19 protein-coding genes are annotated in these 15,833 nt (G+C 39.9%); 8 read left to right on the top strand and 11 right to left on the bottom strand.

Annotated features, from left to right (window positions below):
• From DBR11_RS14045 to DBR11_RS14005, 9 genes are all read right to left on the bottom strand, one after another.
• Positions 1–278 (bottom strand): hypothetical protein (locus DBR11_RS14045; RefSeq protein WP_199233841.1); only part of this gene is annotated, 278 nt, incomplete at its 3' end.
• Positions 279–328: 50 nt separating this feature from the next.
• Positions 329–682: a helix-turn-helix domain-containing protein gene (locus tag DBR11_RS14040; RefSeq protein ID WP_108553299.1), complete on the bottom strand. Its 354-nt coding sequence runs from the start codon at positions 680–682 to the stop codon at positions 329–331.
• A gap of 290 nt (positions 683–972) precedes the next feature.
• Complete coding sequence (locus DBR11_RS14035) at positions 973–1,335, bottom strand: response regulator transcription factor (protein ID WP_108553298.1); 363 nt, start codon at positions 1,333–1,335, stop codon at positions 973–975.
• Between the two features lie 30 nt (positions 1,336–1,365).
• Positions 1,366–2,568, bottom strand: a complete 1,203-nt coding sequence (locus DBR11_RS14030) for a sensor histidine kinase (RefSeq protein ID WP_108553297.1) — start codon at positions 2,566–2,568, stop codon at positions 1,366–1,368.
• Between the two features lies 1 nt (position 2,569).
• Positions 2,570–3,577 (bottom strand): ATP-binding protein, encoded by a 1,008-nt coding sequence (locus DBR11_RS14025; protein WP_108553296.1) that lies wholly within the window; start codon positions 3,575–3,577, stop codon positions 2,570–2,572.
• On the bottom strand, positions 3,570–3,983 hold the full coding sequence (locus tag DBR11_RS14020; RefSeq protein ID WP_199233840.1) for an anti-sigma regulatory factor: 414 nt from the start codon (positions 3,981–3,983) through the stop codon (positions 3,570–3,572). Before DBR11_RS14020 ends, DBR11_RS14025 begins: the two co-directional genes overlap by 8 nt.
• Positions 3,964–4,374, bottom strand: a complete 411-nt coding sequence (locus DBR11_RS14015) for an STAS domain-containing protein (RefSeq protein ID WP_108553295.1) — start codon at positions 4,372–4,374, stop codon at positions 3,964–3,966. Before DBR11_RS14015 ends, DBR11_RS14020 begins: the two co-directional genes overlap by 20 nt.
• An 11-nt stretch (positions 4,375–4,385) precedes the next feature.
• Complete coding sequence (locus DBR11_RS14010) at positions 4,386–5,243, bottom strand: STAS domain-containing protein (protein WP_108553294.1); 858 nt, start codon at positions 5,241–5,243, stop codon at positions 4,386–4,388.
• Between the two features lie 335 nt (positions 5,244–5,578).
• A complete protein-coding gene (locus DBR11_RS14005) occupies positions 5,579–7,966 on the bottom strand; it encodes an outer membrane beta-barrel family protein (protein WP_108553293.1) in 2,388 nt (795 codons plus the stop codon).
• A gap of 123 nt (positions 7,967–8,089) precedes the next feature.
• Between DBR11_RS14005 and DBR11_RS14000 the strand changes: the two genes are divergently transcribed.
• The 7 genes from DBR11_RS14000 to DBR11_RS30550 all read left to right on the top strand — a co-directional run bounded on the left by DBR11_RS14000 (position 8,090) and on the right by DBR11_RS30550 (position 12,892).
• Positions 8,090–9,541, top strand: coding sequence for a sensor histidine kinase KdpD (locus DBR11_RS14000; RefSeq protein ID WP_108553292.1), 1,452 nt, complete (start codon positions 8,090–8,092; stop codon positions 9,539–9,541).
• Entirely contained in the window at positions 9,538–10,230 is a 693-nt protein-coding gene (locus tag DBR11_RS13995; RefSeq protein ID WP_108553291.1) for a response regulator transcription factor, read from the top strand. Before DBR11_RS14000 ends, DBR11_RS13995 begins: the two co-directional genes overlap by 4 nt.
• Before the next feature lie 161 nt (positions 10,231–10,391).
• Positions 10,392–10,820 carry an SRPBCC domain-containing protein gene (locus DBR11_RS13990; protein ID WP_108553290.1) on the top strand — a complete coding sequence of 143 codons (429 nt, stop codon included), beginning with the start codon at positions 10,392–10,394 and terminating at the stop codon, positions 10,818–10,820.
• A 164-nt stretch (positions 10,821–10,984) separates the two neighbouring features.
• Positions 10,985–11,128, top strand: a complete 144-nt coding sequence (locus DBR11_RS30555) for an SDR family NAD(P)-dependent oxidoreductase (protein WP_108553289.1) — start codon at positions 10,985–10,987, stop codon at positions 11,126–11,128.
• Positions 11,129–11,138: 10 nt separating this feature from the next.
• Positions 11,139–11,513, top strand: a complete 375-nt coding sequence (locus DBR11_RS13980) for an SDR family oxidoreductase (protein WP_108553288.1) — start codon at positions 11,139–11,141, stop codon at positions 11,511–11,513.
• Positions 11,514–11,715: 202 nt separating this feature from the next.
• Positions 11,716–12,489, top strand: coding sequence for an aminotransferase class V-fold PLP-dependent enzyme (locus DBR11_RS13975; protein ID WP_108553287.1), 774 nt, complete (start codon positions 11,716–11,718; stop codon positions 12,487–12,489).
• Positions 12,425–12,892: an aminotransferase class V-fold PLP-dependent enzyme gene (locus DBR11_RS30550; RefSeq protein ID WP_146186533.1), complete on the top strand. Its 468-nt coding sequence runs from the start codon at positions 12,425–12,427 to the stop codon at positions 12,890–12,892. Before DBR11_RS13975 ends, DBR11_RS30550 begins: the two co-directional genes overlap by 65 nt.
• 170 nt (positions 12,893–13,062) lie before the next feature.
• Here the strand turns inward: DBR11_RS30550 and DBR11_RS13965 are convergent, their stop codons facing one another.
• Positions 13,063–14,112: a two-component regulator propeller domain-containing protein gene (locus DBR11_RS13965; RefSeq protein WP_108553285.1), complete on the bottom strand. Its 1,050-nt coding sequence runs from the start codon at positions 14,110–14,112 to the stop codon at positions 13,063–13,065.
• A 198-nt stretch (positions 14,113–14,310) separates the two neighbouring features.
• Here DBR11_RS13965 and DBR11_RS13960 point away from each other — a divergent pair, with 198 nt between their 5' ends.
• On the top strand, positions 14,311–15,105 hold the full coding sequence (locus tag DBR11_RS13960) for a winged helix-turn-helix domain-containing protein (protein ID WP_233260755.1): 795 nt from the start codon (positions 14,311–14,313) through the stop codon (positions 15,103–15,105).
• Between the two features lie 68 nt (positions 15,106–15,173).
• Here the strand turns inward: DBR11_RS13960 and DBR11_RS13955 are convergent, their stop codons facing one another.
• Entirely contained in the window at positions 15,174–15,749 is a 576-nt protein-coding gene (locus DBR11_RS13955; RefSeq protein ID WP_108553283.1) for a hypothetical protein, read from the bottom strand.
• Positions 15,750–15,833 lie beyond the last annotated feature (84 nt).

The following is a 15,833-nucleotide window of genomic DNA, read 5'->3' as shown; positions in this document are numbered from 1 at the left end:
GCTACATTGTCTGCAGCTTCCAATACCCTGCCTTCGGGTTGACAGCCTTTTAAGGCTAATACATCTTCCTCAAAAATACCCTGACGCATTTGAGCTGAATTTTCGGCAAGCCGTCCTTTTATTGCCGATGGAATAAGGAGGCTTACCTGAATGCCTTTTGTGGTTAACTCATCACACAAAACCCTAAAATACCCCAGCAGCGCTTGCTTGCTGATCGCGTACAAGCCAAGACCAGAATTGACCTCTATCTGCCAGCACCTTTGCAATTCCTTTCCCAACACCACTTAATCCACCTATAACAACAGCGTTTTTCATAGCCTCTCCATATTTAACATTCTATCTTCTCACCCACAGGGTCCAGTTCCAAAATTCTTCTGTCGGCCCATTGCCTTAAGTTGTCTATAATTGGTATCAATTCAAGGCCGGCAGGTGTAAGTGTGTATTCCACCTTAGGAGGAACCTCCAGGTATACTTTTCTCGAAATTAATCCATCGGCTTCCAGCTCACGTAAGGTCTGCGTAAGCATTTTAGTGGTAATGCCCTGGAGTAAACGCTTAAGTGCTCCATATCTGAGCACAGGCTCCTCATTCAGATACCATAATATTCTTCCACGATACTTTCCTCCTATGCGCTGGAACGCGAAATCCACCGCACAGTAGGCTTTTCCAGTTTCGTTTTTCATTTTATTTCAAAATTAAATAGCTGACAATCAGTAGTAGATTATAAAAAGCATGTAGGTTACTTAAAAGCATATACTTGACGTAAATATACCATTCCTATAGTTTTGAAAGAAAAAATGGATAGAAGAACCGCATTAAAGCATTTGGCAATGATTGCCTTGCTTGGAATTATAGATGTTGGTATTCGAGCATCCTGAATGTTAGAAAGCAGGGACAGAGTTTTGAATGGATACGGCAACCAGCGGCACTTCCTAATTAAAGCGATTCGTAATCACCGCTTTTACAACCTATATCAACGATGAATAGCATCTATCAGGGTTTTGGGAATCAGTTCCAGATCGAACGGCTTTTTGATGAAATTGTCGGCTTTAGATTCGGTTACGATTTGTTCAGCAGGGGAATGTGCCGACATCAGCACCACTGGCAATGCAGCGGCTTCAGGGTTATTTTTTATCTCATTGCAAAGTGCAATGCCATCCCCGTCTGGTAACATCACATCCAAAAGGAAAACCTGAGGCAATCTGGAAGGATATACAGACTTGAAAGCGCTAACACTGGGGAAAAGGCTCACCTCAAACCCTTCCTGCGAAAGATAACTTTCCAGGATAAAGCCAATATCTTCATTGTCTTCAACTATAAAAACTTTAATTGCCATGTCTGTATTTGATCATTTTCTTCAATAAGTTTAGCTTTTGCTAAGCGTTGAGAGCGGTATAGTGAAGTGAAAAATGGAGCCTTTTCCCTGCTCGCTTTCCACCCATATTCTTCCACCATGATCGGTAACGATTTTGGAGGTAATGTAAAGGCCCATCCCCAATCCGGGATGACTGTCCCTTACTTCTTTGTTGCGGTAGAATTTTTCAAAAATGCGTTCAACATTTTCTTTCGACATTCCAATTCCAGCATCAATAACAGCGATTTTAATTTGTTCTGCTTCCAGAACACTGTTAATCTGTATAACCGAACTAGCCGACGAGTATTTTGATGCATTTCCAATCAGGTTGGTAAGCACTTGCTCCATGCGCAGCTTATCCAGATGGACTTCTATTTCCTGCCCCGCATTCCAGCTGATTTCATTTCCTGGATAAACATGCTTAAGCACAGAAAGCACCTCGCCGATAAAATGATTTATTTTTATGCTTTCGAAATTGTATTCCAGGTTTCCATTTTCTACTCTGGATACGTCCATAAGCTGATTGGCCAGGTAACCCAGCTTAGTGGTTTGCCCGTTAAGCCGGTCAATAATTTCATTCGCTTTGTCACTGCATTCTGAACGCATCATCCTGAGCATTTGGGCATATGCCTTGACTATGGTAATGGGGGTTTTGATTTCGTGGCTCGCTATAGAGATGAATTCGTTCTTTTTCTCATTAATTTCACGTTCCCTTTTAATTTCTATCTCCTGTTCGCCTGTAATCTTATGAAGCAAGCTATTTTTGTGTTTGATCTGTTCATAGGCATTAATTGGGCCTTCCAAATCAAAAAAGGTTTTCAATAAGTTAATCTTTAGCTGATCCAGTTTAAGAGATCTTGGAAGCCCGATTCGCATGATGATCAAATGATCTGTACCTGAAGTGCTCATTTCAAATTCGGGAACAAGCTTTTGTGCATAATAAAACCCCTCATCCGAACGGGTCGGCCTGGCCTCACTGTTAAAAATGATCTGGGCCATCAAACTAAATCTGGGTATCTTACCATCTATATAGATGTTGAGCATCCCATGATTGGTGTAATCGATTACCGTGCGGGCTACTTCAGATACAGCTGTGGCAAAAGTGGTCTGCGTGGCAATAGTCAGCCCCAGTTTTTCGGCCACTTTCATAGATCTTTTATGGGCCAGCACAAGGTCCATTTCGTTTTCAAGCGATATGGCGATTATCTCCGTCATCTTAATTAATTTTAATGATTACTACAGACATGTCATCGGTTCCGCGGGCGTGATCTTTGTAAAGCGCTGCACACAGAACAGCTGGATCGCATTTTTGAATAAGCGGATATTTGTTCAAATCCCAGCGCGTTTTGATCCCATCTGAACATAAAATCAGCTGGTTATATTCCTCACTGCTGTATTGCTGGTCGTTCATCGTTGCAGGTATATTATGCCCAACGATCCCATTATAGCTCATATGATTTTTATTCATACCAGGGCCCATCCATCTCGCGGCAATGTTTCCAATACCCGCAGAAGTCCAAAGCTTTGTCCGAAAATCATAATTAACAACGTTAGCCACCATTCCACGAGTTTTTTTAATAGAACTATGGATAAACCTTAGCGTTGCTGTCGGACTAACCTCAGGAAATACCCTGAAGGATGCCGCAGCCTCGTTGATGGCTTTATTGGCTTCCGGACCGTGGCCGAGCCCGTCACAGAGCATCAGTTTGATGCTGTCTTTGGTAAGCTTATATGTTATACCGTCGCCACTGGTGCTTTCACCGGGTTTAGATAAAACCAGAGGGCGAATCATCACCGGCATTTTTTTTAATGATTTTCCGCCGATGTAAATGCGGCTAAGCACAATAGTACCCCATCCCACCTGCGAATAAATATCAAAATTATCCGATAAGCGTTTAATGCTTCCCAGACCATGTCCCATCGTATTGCCTGTAGAAACCCCATCTACAAGCATTCTGGTCGGATTGTGCATTCCAGGCCCCGAATCAATGCAAATTAATTCAATATAAGGCGCTTCTCCATTTTGAAATACGCCAAAAAGTATCTCTCCGTTTTCTCCATATTTAAACAGGTTGCTGGTCAGTTCTGCAACAATGATATCCAGCTCGGAGAGGCGTTTTTGTCCAAGACCAGCCTCTGCAGCCAGGCGGTGTATATCTTTTTTCAGCAGAGAAAAATAGCTCCTGTCATTAGCCAGAAAGCTGATGTGTGTGGCGTCAACCATTGGCCCATTTTAAAATCATCACTGTCGTTCCTTCCCCTACTTTACTTTTTAAATCAAATTCATTAACCAGGCGTTTTGCGCCCGGTAGCCCAAGACCAAGGCTTCTACCTGTCGAATAACCATCTTTCATGGCAAGGGTAAGATCAGCAATGCCCGGACCATTGTCTGTAAAAGTAAGCCGGACTCCGTTTTCCCTGCCTTTGGAAACCACCTCAATCAGACAGCTGCCACCATTTGCGTATCTCAGCATATTGCGGAGCAACTCACTGGCAGCTGTAATAAGCTTAGTTTGGTTCACAAGTCCCATTTTGATTTTTACGGCAACTTCTTTTACGCGGTTTCGCAACAAGACCACATCCTGTTCTCTGATGACCTGGATATTATCCTTACTCAGCGACAGAATCATCGTCTTCCTCTTCTTCTTCGGATTCCTCCTCCGTGCTACCAATCATAGATTTGAGAAGATCCATGCCGCGTTCAACGTTCAGTGCTGTATGAACTCCTTTTAACGGAAGTCCAAGCTCAATAAGCGTAATGGCTACAGCCGGCTGCATGCCCACCACAACGGTTTCTGCATCCATGATTTTAGACATACTGGCAATATTTCCAATGATCCGACCCATAAATGAATCTACTATAGATACAGCAGAAATATCAATTAACACACCTCTTGCATTGGTTTTACTAACCATTTGTACCAAATCTGCTTCCAGATTCAGTGCCAGCCGATCGTACAAATCTACTTGTATAGTAACCAGCAAGAAGTTTCCCATCCTAAGAATAGGAATTTTATCCATGGCGATATAGTTTAGTTTTTAGATATTGTTGTTTTTTTTACTTCCAGTCTAAGCACCTTAAAGGCATAGGCAAGAGCAGTGGCCAGGCTTGCTTTGGTAATGATATTAGAAAGATCAATACCCAAATGTACAACGGTTTGTGCAATCTCAGGTCTAATGCCGCTAATGATACATTCGGCACCCATTAGTCTTGTCGCACTAACCGTTTTGATCAAATGCTGGGCAACAAGCGAATCTACAGCGGGTACACCTGATATATCTAAAATAGCAATGCTGGATCCTGTTTCTACGATTTCCTGCAGGAGGTTTTCCATCACGATCTGAGTCCTTGAACTATCCAGGGTTCCGATAATAGGTAAGGCAAGAATACCGTCCCAAACACGGATGACAGGCGTGGAAATTTCAGCAATTTCATCTGTCTGCCTTAAAATAACCTCTTCACGGCCTTTGATAAAAGTTTCAAAAGTAATGATACTGAGGTTGTCCATAACACGGCTGATCTTGGTAGATTCTTCAAACAGCGCTTTAGGATCTGTAATTTCTTTTTGTAAAATAGCTAACAATGCATCTTTCAGAGAAAACACAAAACGACCGGTTTCCCGCGGACTGAAGCCCTGTCTTGCTCTGGTAATGGCAATACCGCCCAGAATTTCAATAACCGGGTTCCAGTTTTCACCATCAAGATCTTCCATGTCATTAGAGGTCAGATTATTGACTAGAGAGGCAATAAGCTCTTCGGATTGACTTCTCAGATCTTCATTACTGATCAGGTCTTCTCGAAGACCTTCATCTGCCAATTGATTTTTCATCCAAAGTTCAAGGATGTTCTTTTTTTGTTTTTGTAGCAATTTATGCGAATTAAATGACATGTTGAATGACAGGTTAAGGTTTTATTCTAGACTCACCAGACGTGATTATTTTAATTAGGCTTGAAAGGTAGTCATATGCTTTTGTAAAAGAAAATTATAAAAAAAATTAAACAAATTCGATTTTCATTTTTCTCCAAACGATTCGGCCAGCTTTTTCGTTAACATATCATAGAAAGCATTCAGGATAATCTGATCAATTTACGAACCCATCACGCCGATGCAGGTAGTTTTATTGTTCGTTTTTACCAGACTAAAAACTTCGAAACCCGGTATGGTATTGCCAAAGATGTCGCATTGAAAACACTGGTCGTACAGGGTTCTTTGAGTGGAATTTGCTAATTCACCCTTTTCTTCTCCTCCTCACTTGCTGTAGCCCTTTGTCTTGCTGCTGCAACACTTTTACCTAATTTATAAGAAAAACTTAGCGTAAATGTGCGTGTATCATTTCTCTGATATATTCCGTTATTCTGGCCCTCATTCTGAATGGAAATCCGGTATGGATTGCTGTAAAGCAAATCAGCAGCACTGAATTTAAGGGTTCCCTGTTTATTAAACACCTGTTTACTAATCCCCGCACTGATATCATACGTTTTAGCAAGCAGCAATGTCCCTTGCTGTATTGCACTATTATACCAGGCACTAAACTCTGCCTTCAATCCACTGTTTTTATCAATTGTAAAAGCGTGATCAGTTCTTAGGTAAAAATAAAACTGGCGGTAATTATACGTATTTCCTGGTTGATCAGAGCTTTGACTTCTAAAATATCCCTGTGCGGTATTGTCAATTTCCCACCAGGCCGCCGGATGATGAACTGAAGACAGTTCAGTTCCCAGATCTTTGATACTACCGATATTTTGCTGTGTATCATAATAGGTTCTGTTCACATTATCCTGAACAGTTACGTTACTTGACAGATCGTCAATTTGGGTGTATACCGCAGAGAAAGTATAATTCTGATGTAAAGTATAGCTCAACTGGAGGCTATTGATAATGGCAGGCTTCAGAAATGGATTACCACTTGCATAATTATACGGAGATAAATAATTTTTTGCGGGATTCAACTGTCTGTAATCCGGCCTATCTATCCTTTTGGAGTAATTAAAACCAAACTCATCGTTTTCAGAAGCTTTATAAGTCACAAATGCGGTAGGAAATATTCGCAAATACTTATTTACATTGATAGAATCCAGAGAAAGCGATAAACCTTTGGTTGCTGTATATTCCGCACGGATTCCTCCTTTAAAATTCCAACGGCCAAGTGTGCCGCTTATACTGGTATAACCAGCGCCCGTATTTTCAGTATACCTGAACTGGTTACTTCTGGACGGATCAAATACAGGAACAGTTCCTGCTGTATTGTAAAAATCAAACTGGTTTTCGCTCACCGTGCTTGTATATTTAAGCCCGGATTCCACAGACCATCTTTTACCCAATTTGTAATTATAGTCTATCTTCCCCGACCATATATTTATTTTTTGAGTAGAGGGGAAAAACGTATGGTAAGGAGCAGAACCCAAACGCCCATCAGGCAGATAAGTGAAGTTACTCAGCTGTATATTATTGCTCCTGGTATAAGGAACATAATCCAAATCTATATTCAGGCTCCTGCCGGAACTATCCAGTTTTGCTTTATAATTCAGGTTAAAACTATATTGATTGGTATGTCCCTCATTATTGCTGTTGGTGTTCAGTACAGAATCAGGATCCACATGATAATTATTGTAAATATGAGTTGTCGCCGTATTGCCGCTATTACTTACAGCATTATCTCCGGTAACCAGCACACCAATTACCTGGTTATCAGAAAAATTATAATCTGCACCAGCAGTATAGTTATTTACTTTAGTCTTAGAAATATTGGTTCTGTTCATGTCCCAGTACGCATAAGAAGATGGGCTTTGAAAAATAGTATACTGACTTAAATCGCGTTTAATGTCCCTGTCACCATAACTATAGGTACCAAAAATATTCAGCTTTTTTTTGCGGTAATTAAATATTCCACTGCCCGTGTATCTGTTTAACTGTCCACGGGTGTAACCACCACTCAAACCCACATTAAATCCATCTGATTTTATCTTCTTTGAAATAATCTCAATCACTGCACCACCCTGTGCTTCATATTTGGAAGACGGATTAGGCATTACCTCTATCTTTGAAATGTTATCAGAAGGAATACTTTGCAAATAAGTGGCAAGATCGTCTCCGGATAACCTTACCGGTTTACCATCCATATAGACCGTAACCCCTTTATTATTCGCTGTGACCCCGCCATCATTGGTGGTCTTTACTCCGGGCGCTTTACCTAAAGCATCCCAGGCAGTACCGCCACTGGCCATAATGCTCTTTTCTACATTAAATACAACGCGATCTGTTTTCCTTTCAATAGTAGGTTTAGTAAAAGTAACCGCAACCTCTTTCAGTTGCCGGCTCTCATTCAGCATGACCAGGTTAAGACTATCTTTTGGTAAGTTAAAAGTACGAACTATAGACTTATACCCCATCAGTGAAGCCGAAAGCTGATAAGGTGCCTGATTCAGACCAGTCAGTATAAATTTGCCCTGATCAGCCAGCTGACTGCTGATCACCTGTCCACTCTGTGAAATTGTTATTGTGGCAGCATCCAGTGGTTTACCTTGTTCATCGCTAATAATTCCGCTTAATTTTTGCTGAGCGAAAAGTTGAAAAGGAAAGAAAATCAATAAAATATAAAGTAGCTTTTTCATCTCTTTTAAATTATACCACAAACCTACCCTGCCGCTTCCTAAACGGGAGTTAAGTTGAGTTAAATAGAGTTAAATCGTATCTTAACCTAATCATAGCAGATAAATTATGAGGAACTTTACCTTATGAAATGGCTCAAAGCAAAATATACTTATGTATTGATCGTACTTTCCCTGTTGGTGAGTACCGCACTTCAGGTGGTATGGCTGCAGCAGCTTTTTGAGGCGCAGCAGAAACAACTCAAAGATGAAATAGAAAGTCTGGTCAGTAAAACTGCACAAGCCAATTTGTATTACAGCATCACCAAATTTAAGGATCCAGGCAATCTTTCACTGGCTAAACAACTCTTTCTCTCCCCACAATGGGCACAACTGCGTCTGGCATTTGACAACATGAAAATCCAGGGTATACGTACATCCAGCAAAATCATTGTAGATAATGACAGCACTGCAGTAATCCTGGGCTTAAGTATAAAAGATAATCCTTCTAAAAAAAGAGCAAAACCTGTGATAACTGGTTCAGAAAGTACTCCGGAGGAACTGAGATTAAGTGATAGCCTGTCTCTGATACAAATGATAAAAAATGTAAACACTGCTTTAAAGAAAATAGGAATCAATTCCAGATCTTATTATAACATCTATTCTTATGACAGTACAAAAGCGCTTCAAAGCAATGTTCCGGCAGGATTTAAACCTGCATTTACCAGTAGAAGTTATCTTTATAATATTCAGGACATCAATAGATATCAATTGAACCTGGCCTCCGTGAATACTGTAGTATGGTATAGAATGCGTTACTATTTAGCCTCTTCTATTCTCATGGTGATCCTCACCTGCTCCGCTTTTTATTTTATACTTAAACTATTGCGGAGTCAGAACTTATACGCAGCAGCGAAAGCGGATTTTACCAGTAACATGACTCATGAACTCAAAACGCCAATTGCAACCGTACTATTGGCCATGGAATCTATCAAAAAATATAAGCTGATCAATAATCCCGAAACGCTGCAGTACTACCTTGACATCAGTCAGCACGAAATGCAGAGATTAGATCTGATGGTTGAAAAAGCACTGAATGTCAGTAGCGGAAGTGAAGCAGACCAGCCACTTAAACTGGAATTATATGATGTGCAATCTGGTTTACAGCAGGTGATTAACTCTATGCACCTGCGGTTGCAGAACAGCGATGCAAATATCTCTTTCCATCTTTTAGAAGAACCTTGTTTTATTTATGCAGACCCCTTACATCTGACCAATATATTTTACAACCTCATTGATAATGCCTTTAAATATTCCTGGAAGAACCTGTTTTTGGAAATCAGTTGTAAATATGATTCCGAAAAAGTAATACTGACTTTCAAAGATAACGGGCCTGGCATTGACAAAATCTATCATAAAAAGATCTTTGAAAGGTTCTTCAGAGTTCCGGCACAAGGTGATACACATGATATCAAAGGATCAGGTTTAGGACTGTACTATGTAAAACACATCGTAGAAAAACATAACGGGACGATCAAAATTAAAAGTGAACCCGGACATGGAACCAGTTTTATCATCACTTTCCCAATCGCATTATGAGTTTTAAAGTATTATATGTAGAAGACGAGCCTTTTTTATCACACATTGTTAGTGATGGATTAAGAAGCAGTGGTTATACCGTTCAGGCTGTTGCAGATGGTAACCTGGTAATGGATGCTTATTTTTCTTTACATCCTGACATCTGTATTCTGGACATTATGCTGCCCTCCAAAGATGGTTATACGCTTGCAAAAGAATTAAGAAAAGCACAGCCAGACTTGCCTGTTATCTTTTTAAGTGCAAAACTGCTGCCCGAGGATGTGGTGAAAGGCTTTAAATCAGGCGGTAACGATTACCTTAAGAAACCATTCAGCATGGACGAATTACTGGTACGGATGGAAGCTCTATTACAGCGTTTTGGAAAAGAGGGAATCGGACAGGAAACCGAAAACAGTAGAATTTATTCTTTTGCAAACTGCCAGCTTGATACGGTTCAGCAAAAACTAACCACCTCATCTGGTGAGCATCCCCTTTCCTTCAAAGAATGTGCTTTACTGGAAATGATGATTCTACGTAAGAATGATGTATTGGAGCGTCAGGAAGCGCTGATCAAAATCTGGGGAGATGATAATTATTACAATACCAGAAGTATGGATGTGTTTATGACACATTTAAGAAAGTTATTGAAGGATGAACCTGGCATTCAAATCATGAACTTAAGAAGTATTGGCTACAAACTGATCTGCTAACTTTTAAACCGGGTCTCCTCCCAGCTCAATCAGCGATCACCTTCACGAATGCCGAACACATAAATATTACATGACTCAAGATCTAAACAATTGGTAATGGAGCAAATGTAAAAAAAATTCGCTCTTAATGGATTATTGATCAAAAAGCGGATATTGTTACGATGAAAATCATACAAAAAACCGTCCTGATAAATGCCACAACACGGTCGGTTTGGGACACACTCACTACGCCTTCGCTAATCCAGCAATGGATACACGATACCCCTGTTGAAATACAAACAGACTGGAAAGTTGGCAGCTCCCTAATCATGAGCGGAGACCTGCATGGCATTCTGTTCAGTAACTCTGGTAAGATCCTGGCCTTTGAGCGAAATGTCAAACTCAGTTATAGCTTTTTAAGTTCCCTCTCCAATTTACCCGACATAGTAGAAAGTCACTGTATTCTGGAATTTAGCCTGGTCCCAGAAGATCACAAAACCAGGCTAAACTTAACGATCAGCAACTTCCCTGATCAGGTGATCCGCAAACACCTGGAACTATACTGGGGTCCAACCCTTGAACTCATCAGGAAAAAAAGCAGAAAATTTTAATCCCCAGTTTAGTGATCCCTTTTTATCATCCTCTCCCCTACAAGCAGTACCTTTACGTTTTTAATAATTTGGCCTGAATTGTATAAAATACATCCTTTTAGACAGCAACTTAGGTTATAAATTTGTCTGATCAGTGAGGGTAATTTTAAAAGGGAAAAAAGCACATGAATAACGAAGTTAAAATATGTTTAATTACCGGCGCGAGTAGCGGCATAGGTTATGCCATTGCCAAATCACTGAATAACAGAGGTTATAAATTGATCTTATCTGCCCGCCGTTTGGAGCAACTCAATGAATTGAAATCCTGAATTTGTTGATATTTTACCTGGCGACTTAACATCCGCATCGCATCAGGATACAATCGAAGAACATATCTATAATAAATATGGAAGATGTGATTACTTATTTAACTGTGCCGGCACGCTTGAAGTTGGCAGTATCGAGGAAATTGATATTGAAAAAATGCTTGCAATGTTGCGCCTGAATGTAGAGGCAACATTTAAGCTAACTTATAAAATGCTTAAAAGATTTAAGATGCAAGGGTATGGACACATTATCAATATTTTAAGTGTGATGGGGACTAAAGTGAGACCAACAGCCGGGGCATATGCGGCAACAAAATTTGTAATGGAAGCATTGTCGGAAGCTCTGCGGATGGAACTTACCGGAACAAAATACAGATTTCATGTGTAGAACCTGGCCTGGTGCTCACTGAATTGCACAATAACTGGGCGGTCCATCCAAAAGAAAGCATGCAGATTCATGAGTCTTTAACGACACAGGATATCGTTAATGCCGTTTTATATATTATGGAACAACCTGAACATGTCCGGATACCTAAACTTATGATTTTGCCAAAAGACCATAATATTTAATTTTGATTAAATCTCTTCCAATGGATATAAACCAAATTCGTAAAGACACGCCAGGTACAGCAAACCTGGTACATTTAAATAATGCAGGCGCTTCACTGTGTCCTAAACAAGTCACCTCCGCTATTCGTGATTATATCAGCGAAGAAGAACTTACAGGTGGTTATGAGTTGGCCGACAAAAAGCGGGAAGAATTAAATACCTTTTACGATTATGCAGCGCAACTACTCCATTGTACAAAGAACAATATTGCCTTTACAACCAATGATACAGATAGTTACAACCGTGCATTATCTGCTGTTCCGTTTAAGCAAGGAGATGTCATTTTGCTTACCGAAAATGATTACCCATCCAATTTTATTGCCTTCATTTCACTGCAGAAGAGACTCGGAATAGAAATAATTCAAGTACAAAATACCGAAAGCGGAGAAATTGATCTGGAAGATCTGGAAAACAAGATTTTACTGCATAAGCCAAGGTTGGTTTCTGTTTCACATGTTCCCACCAGTTCTGGATTAGTACAACCCGTTGAGGCCATAGGAAAAATTGTAAAAAAATACGATACGCTTTACCTCCTGGATGCCTGCCAATCATTAGGCCAGATCATGGTAGATGCACCCGCCACAGGCGCTGACTTTATAAGCGGGACATTTCGAAAGTTTTTGCGAGGTCCACGTAGTGCTGGTCTCTTATACGTTTCGGACAAAGCGCTGAATTGCTGGATTAGAACCGTTGTTTATAGATCTGCAAGGCGCAGACTGGCAAGAGGGAAACAAATACATCGCCAGGGCGGCTGACGCGAAAAGGTTTGAAGATTGGGAAACTTCCTATGCTTTAATGATGGGAAGTAAAGAAGCACTGAAGTATTTATTAAATATTGGTATAGAGGCTGTTATTGAAAGAAACGCATTACTTTTCTCCAGACTCGTAACTGCACTGGCAGAAATAAGTTTTGTAACAGTGCAGGACCGCGGAATACAACGCTGTAACATCGTCACTTTTAGCTTAACCGGGCACGCTCCTGAAAAAACAAAGAACCATTTTTCCAGGAGCGGCATTAATATTTATATCATGACTAAAGGATCAGCCATAATAGATTTCGCTGAAAAAGATATTGAATGGGTTGTTCGCGTTTCTCCGCACTACTATAATACAGAAAATGAAATTGACCGTTTTATTGAGGTTTTGAAAACATTGTAACATCATCATGGCAACTGATCAAAAATAAACTTAGCACCACCCTTTCCCGGAGCGAAATCTTACTTTTTAATACAGGAGGAATTGGAAGATCACGACTGGATCTCCCGCCTGGTAAAGGTTACAGTTAAGGAACTTTCTGAGTCTAAGCCGAAAAAATCCAGAAAAAAGGCTTAAATCTTCATGATTTCCTTTCCGTTATAACGATACACTCCCTTCAAACCGCCAAACCATATACTTCCGTCCTTAGCTTCTAAAAGCCCGAAAATCATTGGTTTATTTGTTATTTCGGTTACAACGGGCTTTTGATCTGACAAAGACTTTTCATCATACCGGGAAAGTACCCAATCATGGCCGTTAGTACTTACTGAGCTGGTCCAGATATTGCCCTTTTTGTCTTCGTAAATATAACCAACAAACCGCTGGGTAAAATTGGTAAATGTATTGCCGTCATAGCGCCAAAGGCCATCATTACCGCCGAGCCAAATATTGCCTTTTTTATCCTTGATTATCGAACGAACGTTCGCAAAAGGTTTCCCGTCTTTATTGGTTATAATGGTAAATGTCTTTCCATCATAAACGCGGGCATAGCCCCTTGTGCCAAACCAAAGTTTCCCTGTTTTATCTTCAATAATAGAATTAACATCATTATGCACCCAATGAACTTCTGGAAGCGAATGTTGGTAAAATGAAACATGGATAGAGTCAGCCTGAGTAACAGGAGGAGCTTCATTCATTTTAAAATTCCGAAAGGATTTCCCGTCGTAACGGCTTGCTCCGCCTTCAGTGCCGAACCAAATATTGCCGGACTTATCTTCATAAATATTAGTAACCAGATCATTGGCAAGGCCCTCCTTTGTTGTAAAATTTCGAAAAGATTTCCCATTATAGTAATAAACTCCAGAACCAACAGAAGCGAACCAGAAATTTCCCCTTCTATCTTCTAAAACAGAAAAAAAGCGGGCCGAACTCACTTTATCTGTAATATTGGTGAAAGATTTTCCGTCATATCGAAAAATACCATCAAATGCAGCAATCCAAATGTTGCCCTTTTTATCTTGTATGATATTACGAGTGATTCGGTTAGGTTCGGGAGAATTGACAATGCCTTTGGTTTCAACGACATCTCGAGTGCCATTTTTTTGCTGAGCCAGTACCGGGAGATAAATTACTCCTGCAAGGATGATAAGCAGGCTGTAAAAAACGTTTTTCTTATTTTTCATATTCTATCAATTTGATCCAGCGAAATTACTTTGATATCTTTCGGCCTGAGGAACTTAGATTGTAAATAAAAATGTAAACTTTGTAAATAAAACCTTGAAATTATGTTTGATAGCCGAAATCTCCTGTCCGGGAAACACAAGTACCTGTGCGGATTGATAATACTCTCGTTTATCTCTGTAGTCTGCTTAGCTTTCAGTATGGCCGGCAATGACGACTTTGATTTCGCCAAAAAAGAAGTTTTGCTCCGACGTATCGGACATGAAATACTCCTGCAATCGGGCGACAGTACATCGCGGGTACTTCCGATTAAAAAGATCGCAGAAAACGAATACCAGATCAGCTTTGAGGATGATCTTACTTTTAGACCGGACTCACTGGTGAATACGATCCGGCATTTGTTGGCCAAAGATCCCTTCACAAGCGATTATATTGTTAACGTTCTGAACTGTGGCAACGCTAGTGTAGCCTATGGATACGCGATATCCAAAAATAAAAAAGATGATGTTATAGCATGCATAGGAAGGAAGCAACCCAGGGCATGTTATATGATCAACATTAAATTCAAACCAACAGGAATAAATACAGCAAAGAATGGATATCTTCTGGGCAGCCTGCCATTTTTAGCATTTGTTGGTTTTATTTTTTTGAGATCTGTTAAGCCGCGAAGGGCCTTACCTGAAGGTCAGTATACGGATATGTTAACTTTAGGTGCGGTGCTGTTCGATGCGAGAAACAGAAAGCTCATCATAAATGGAAAAACAATAGACCTGACCGGAACAGAAACCCGTGTATTGCGCATTTTCGCATTATCACCCAATGAGACCATAGATAGAAGCCGACTGCAAAAAGAGATATGGGAAGATGAAGGTGTTATTGTTGGGCGCAGTCTGGATATGTTCATCTCAAAACTTAGAAAAAAACTGGAATTTGATCCGAATATTAACATTGTTGTTATACGCGGCAAAGGATATAGGCTTGAGATTAGCTCTTAAGAAGAATCTTTCCGCTCCGAAATCAGCTCATTGGAATTCAATTTGGCATTTGTAAAACTCTATCCTATTTATTTTGAACCGATTTTTATCAATTCGTGATAGACATCATCTAAAAAAAGCTGTTGACTAACATCTTTCTTGAAATATCGCTGATAGTTTACACTACAACTTTCAACATCGGAAATGTTCTTTGTATTAAAGGACCAATCGTCTGTGTTTTTAACTGTAATTCCTAAACCATCACCGCAACTTTCCCACAACTCAGAGAATTTAGTTCTTTTGTCCTTTGTCAATTGATCAAATTTTGGAGAAACTGTAAATCCATGCATTTCCGAATTGAAAAATTTTGTAATCGAAGTGACGGGAACACCAGCCCAATCTATGGTTTTACCGTCTGGAAGCACTATCGTACTGAGTTTTCCCTCATTCAATATGTTGTCTTGTTTTCCTTTTTTGAAAAGTATCTCTTCATAAATTAGTCTTGTTCCTTTTGGAACTGATATCTTTTTAACAACCAACGGTTCTGTAGTGATAAAATAAGGATAATCCGGTGTAGAATTTCCACCAGTCGGGTTCATACTTCCTACACAACCTGTTAAAGACAAAAACCCCAATAAAAGAGACGAAAGTTTGAAAAATTTCATAAGCGTTATTTTATGATTCTATTTTTTGTAAAGCTAACAATTTATCAAAACAGAGGTTTGGCCATTCTTATATAAGTTTTATTT

Source organism: Pedobacter sp. HMWF019 (assembly GCF_003061025.1).
Taxonomy (GTDB): Bacteria; Bacteroidota; Bacteroidia; order Sphingobacteriales; family Sphingobacteriaceae; genus Pedobacter.
Note: the sequence above shows the minus strand (reverse complement) of the source record. Positions and strands in the feature narration are given on the sequence as shown.

Bases quoted from the DNA above. Each gene is read 5' to 3' on its own strand.
- DBR11_RS14040 (WP_108553299.1), bottom strand. From the start codon at position 682: ATGAAAAACGAAACTGGAAAAGCCTACTGTGCGGTGGATTTCGCGTTC.
- DBR11_RS14035 (WP_108553298.1), bottom strand. From the start codon at position 1,335: ATGGCAATTAAAGTTTTTATAGTTGAAGACAATGAAGATATTGGCTTT.
- DBR11_RS14030 (WP_108553297.1), bottom strand. From the start codon at position 2,568: ATGACGGAGATAATCGCCATATCGCTTGAAAACGAAATGGACCTTGTG.
- DBR11_RS14025 (WP_108553296.1), bottom strand. From the start codon at position 3,577: ATGGTTGACGCCACACACATCAGCTTTCTGGCTAATGACAGGAGCTAT.
- DBR11_RS14020 (WP_199233840.1), bottom strand. From the start codon at position 3,983: ATGATTCTGTCGCTGAGTAAGGATAATATCCAGGTCATCAGAGAACAG.
- DBR11_RS14015 (WP_108553295.1), bottom strand. From the start codon at position 4,374: ATGGATAAAATTCCTATTCTTAGGATGGGAAACTTCTTGCTGGTTACT.
- DBR11_RS14010 (WP_108553294.1), bottom strand. From the start codon at position 5,243: ATGTCATTTAATTCGCATAAATTGCTACAAAAACAAAAAAAGAACATC.
- DBR11_RS14005 (WP_108553293.1), bottom strand. From the start codon at position 7,966: ATGAAAAAGCTACTTTATATTTTATTGATTTTCTTTCCTTTTCAACTT.
- DBR11_RS14000 (WP_108553292.1), top strand. From the start codon at position 8,090: ATGAAATGGCTCAAAGCAAAATATACTTATGTATTGATCGTACTTTCC.
- DBR11_RS13995 (WP_108553291.1), top strand. From the start codon at position 9,538: ATGAGTTTTAAAGTATTATATGTAGAAGACGAGCCTTTTTTATCACAC.
- DBR11_RS13990 (WP_108553290.1), top strand. From the start codon at position 10,392: ATGAAAATCATACAAAAAACCGTCCTGATAAATGCCACAACACGGTCG.
- DBR11_RS30555 (WP_108553289.1), top strand. From the start codon at position 10,985: ATGAATAACGAAGTTAAAATATGTTTAATTACCGGCGCGAGTAGCGGC.
- DBR11_RS13975 (WP_108553287.1), top strand. From the start codon at position 11,716: ATGGATATAAACCAAATTCGTAAAGACACGCCAGGTACAGCAAACCTG.
- DBR11_RS13965 (WP_108553285.1), bottom strand. From the start codon at position 14,112: ATGAAAAATAAGAAAAACGTTTTTTACAGCCTGCTTATCATCCTTGCA.
- DBR11_RS13960 (WP_233260755.1), top strand. From the start codon at position 14,311: ATGGCCGGCAATGACGACTTTGATTTCGCCAAAAAAGAAGTTTTGCTC.
- DBR11_RS13955 (WP_108553283.1), bottom strand. From the start codon at position 15,749: ATGAAATTTTTCAAACTTTCGTCTCTTTTATTGGGGTTTTTGTCTTTA.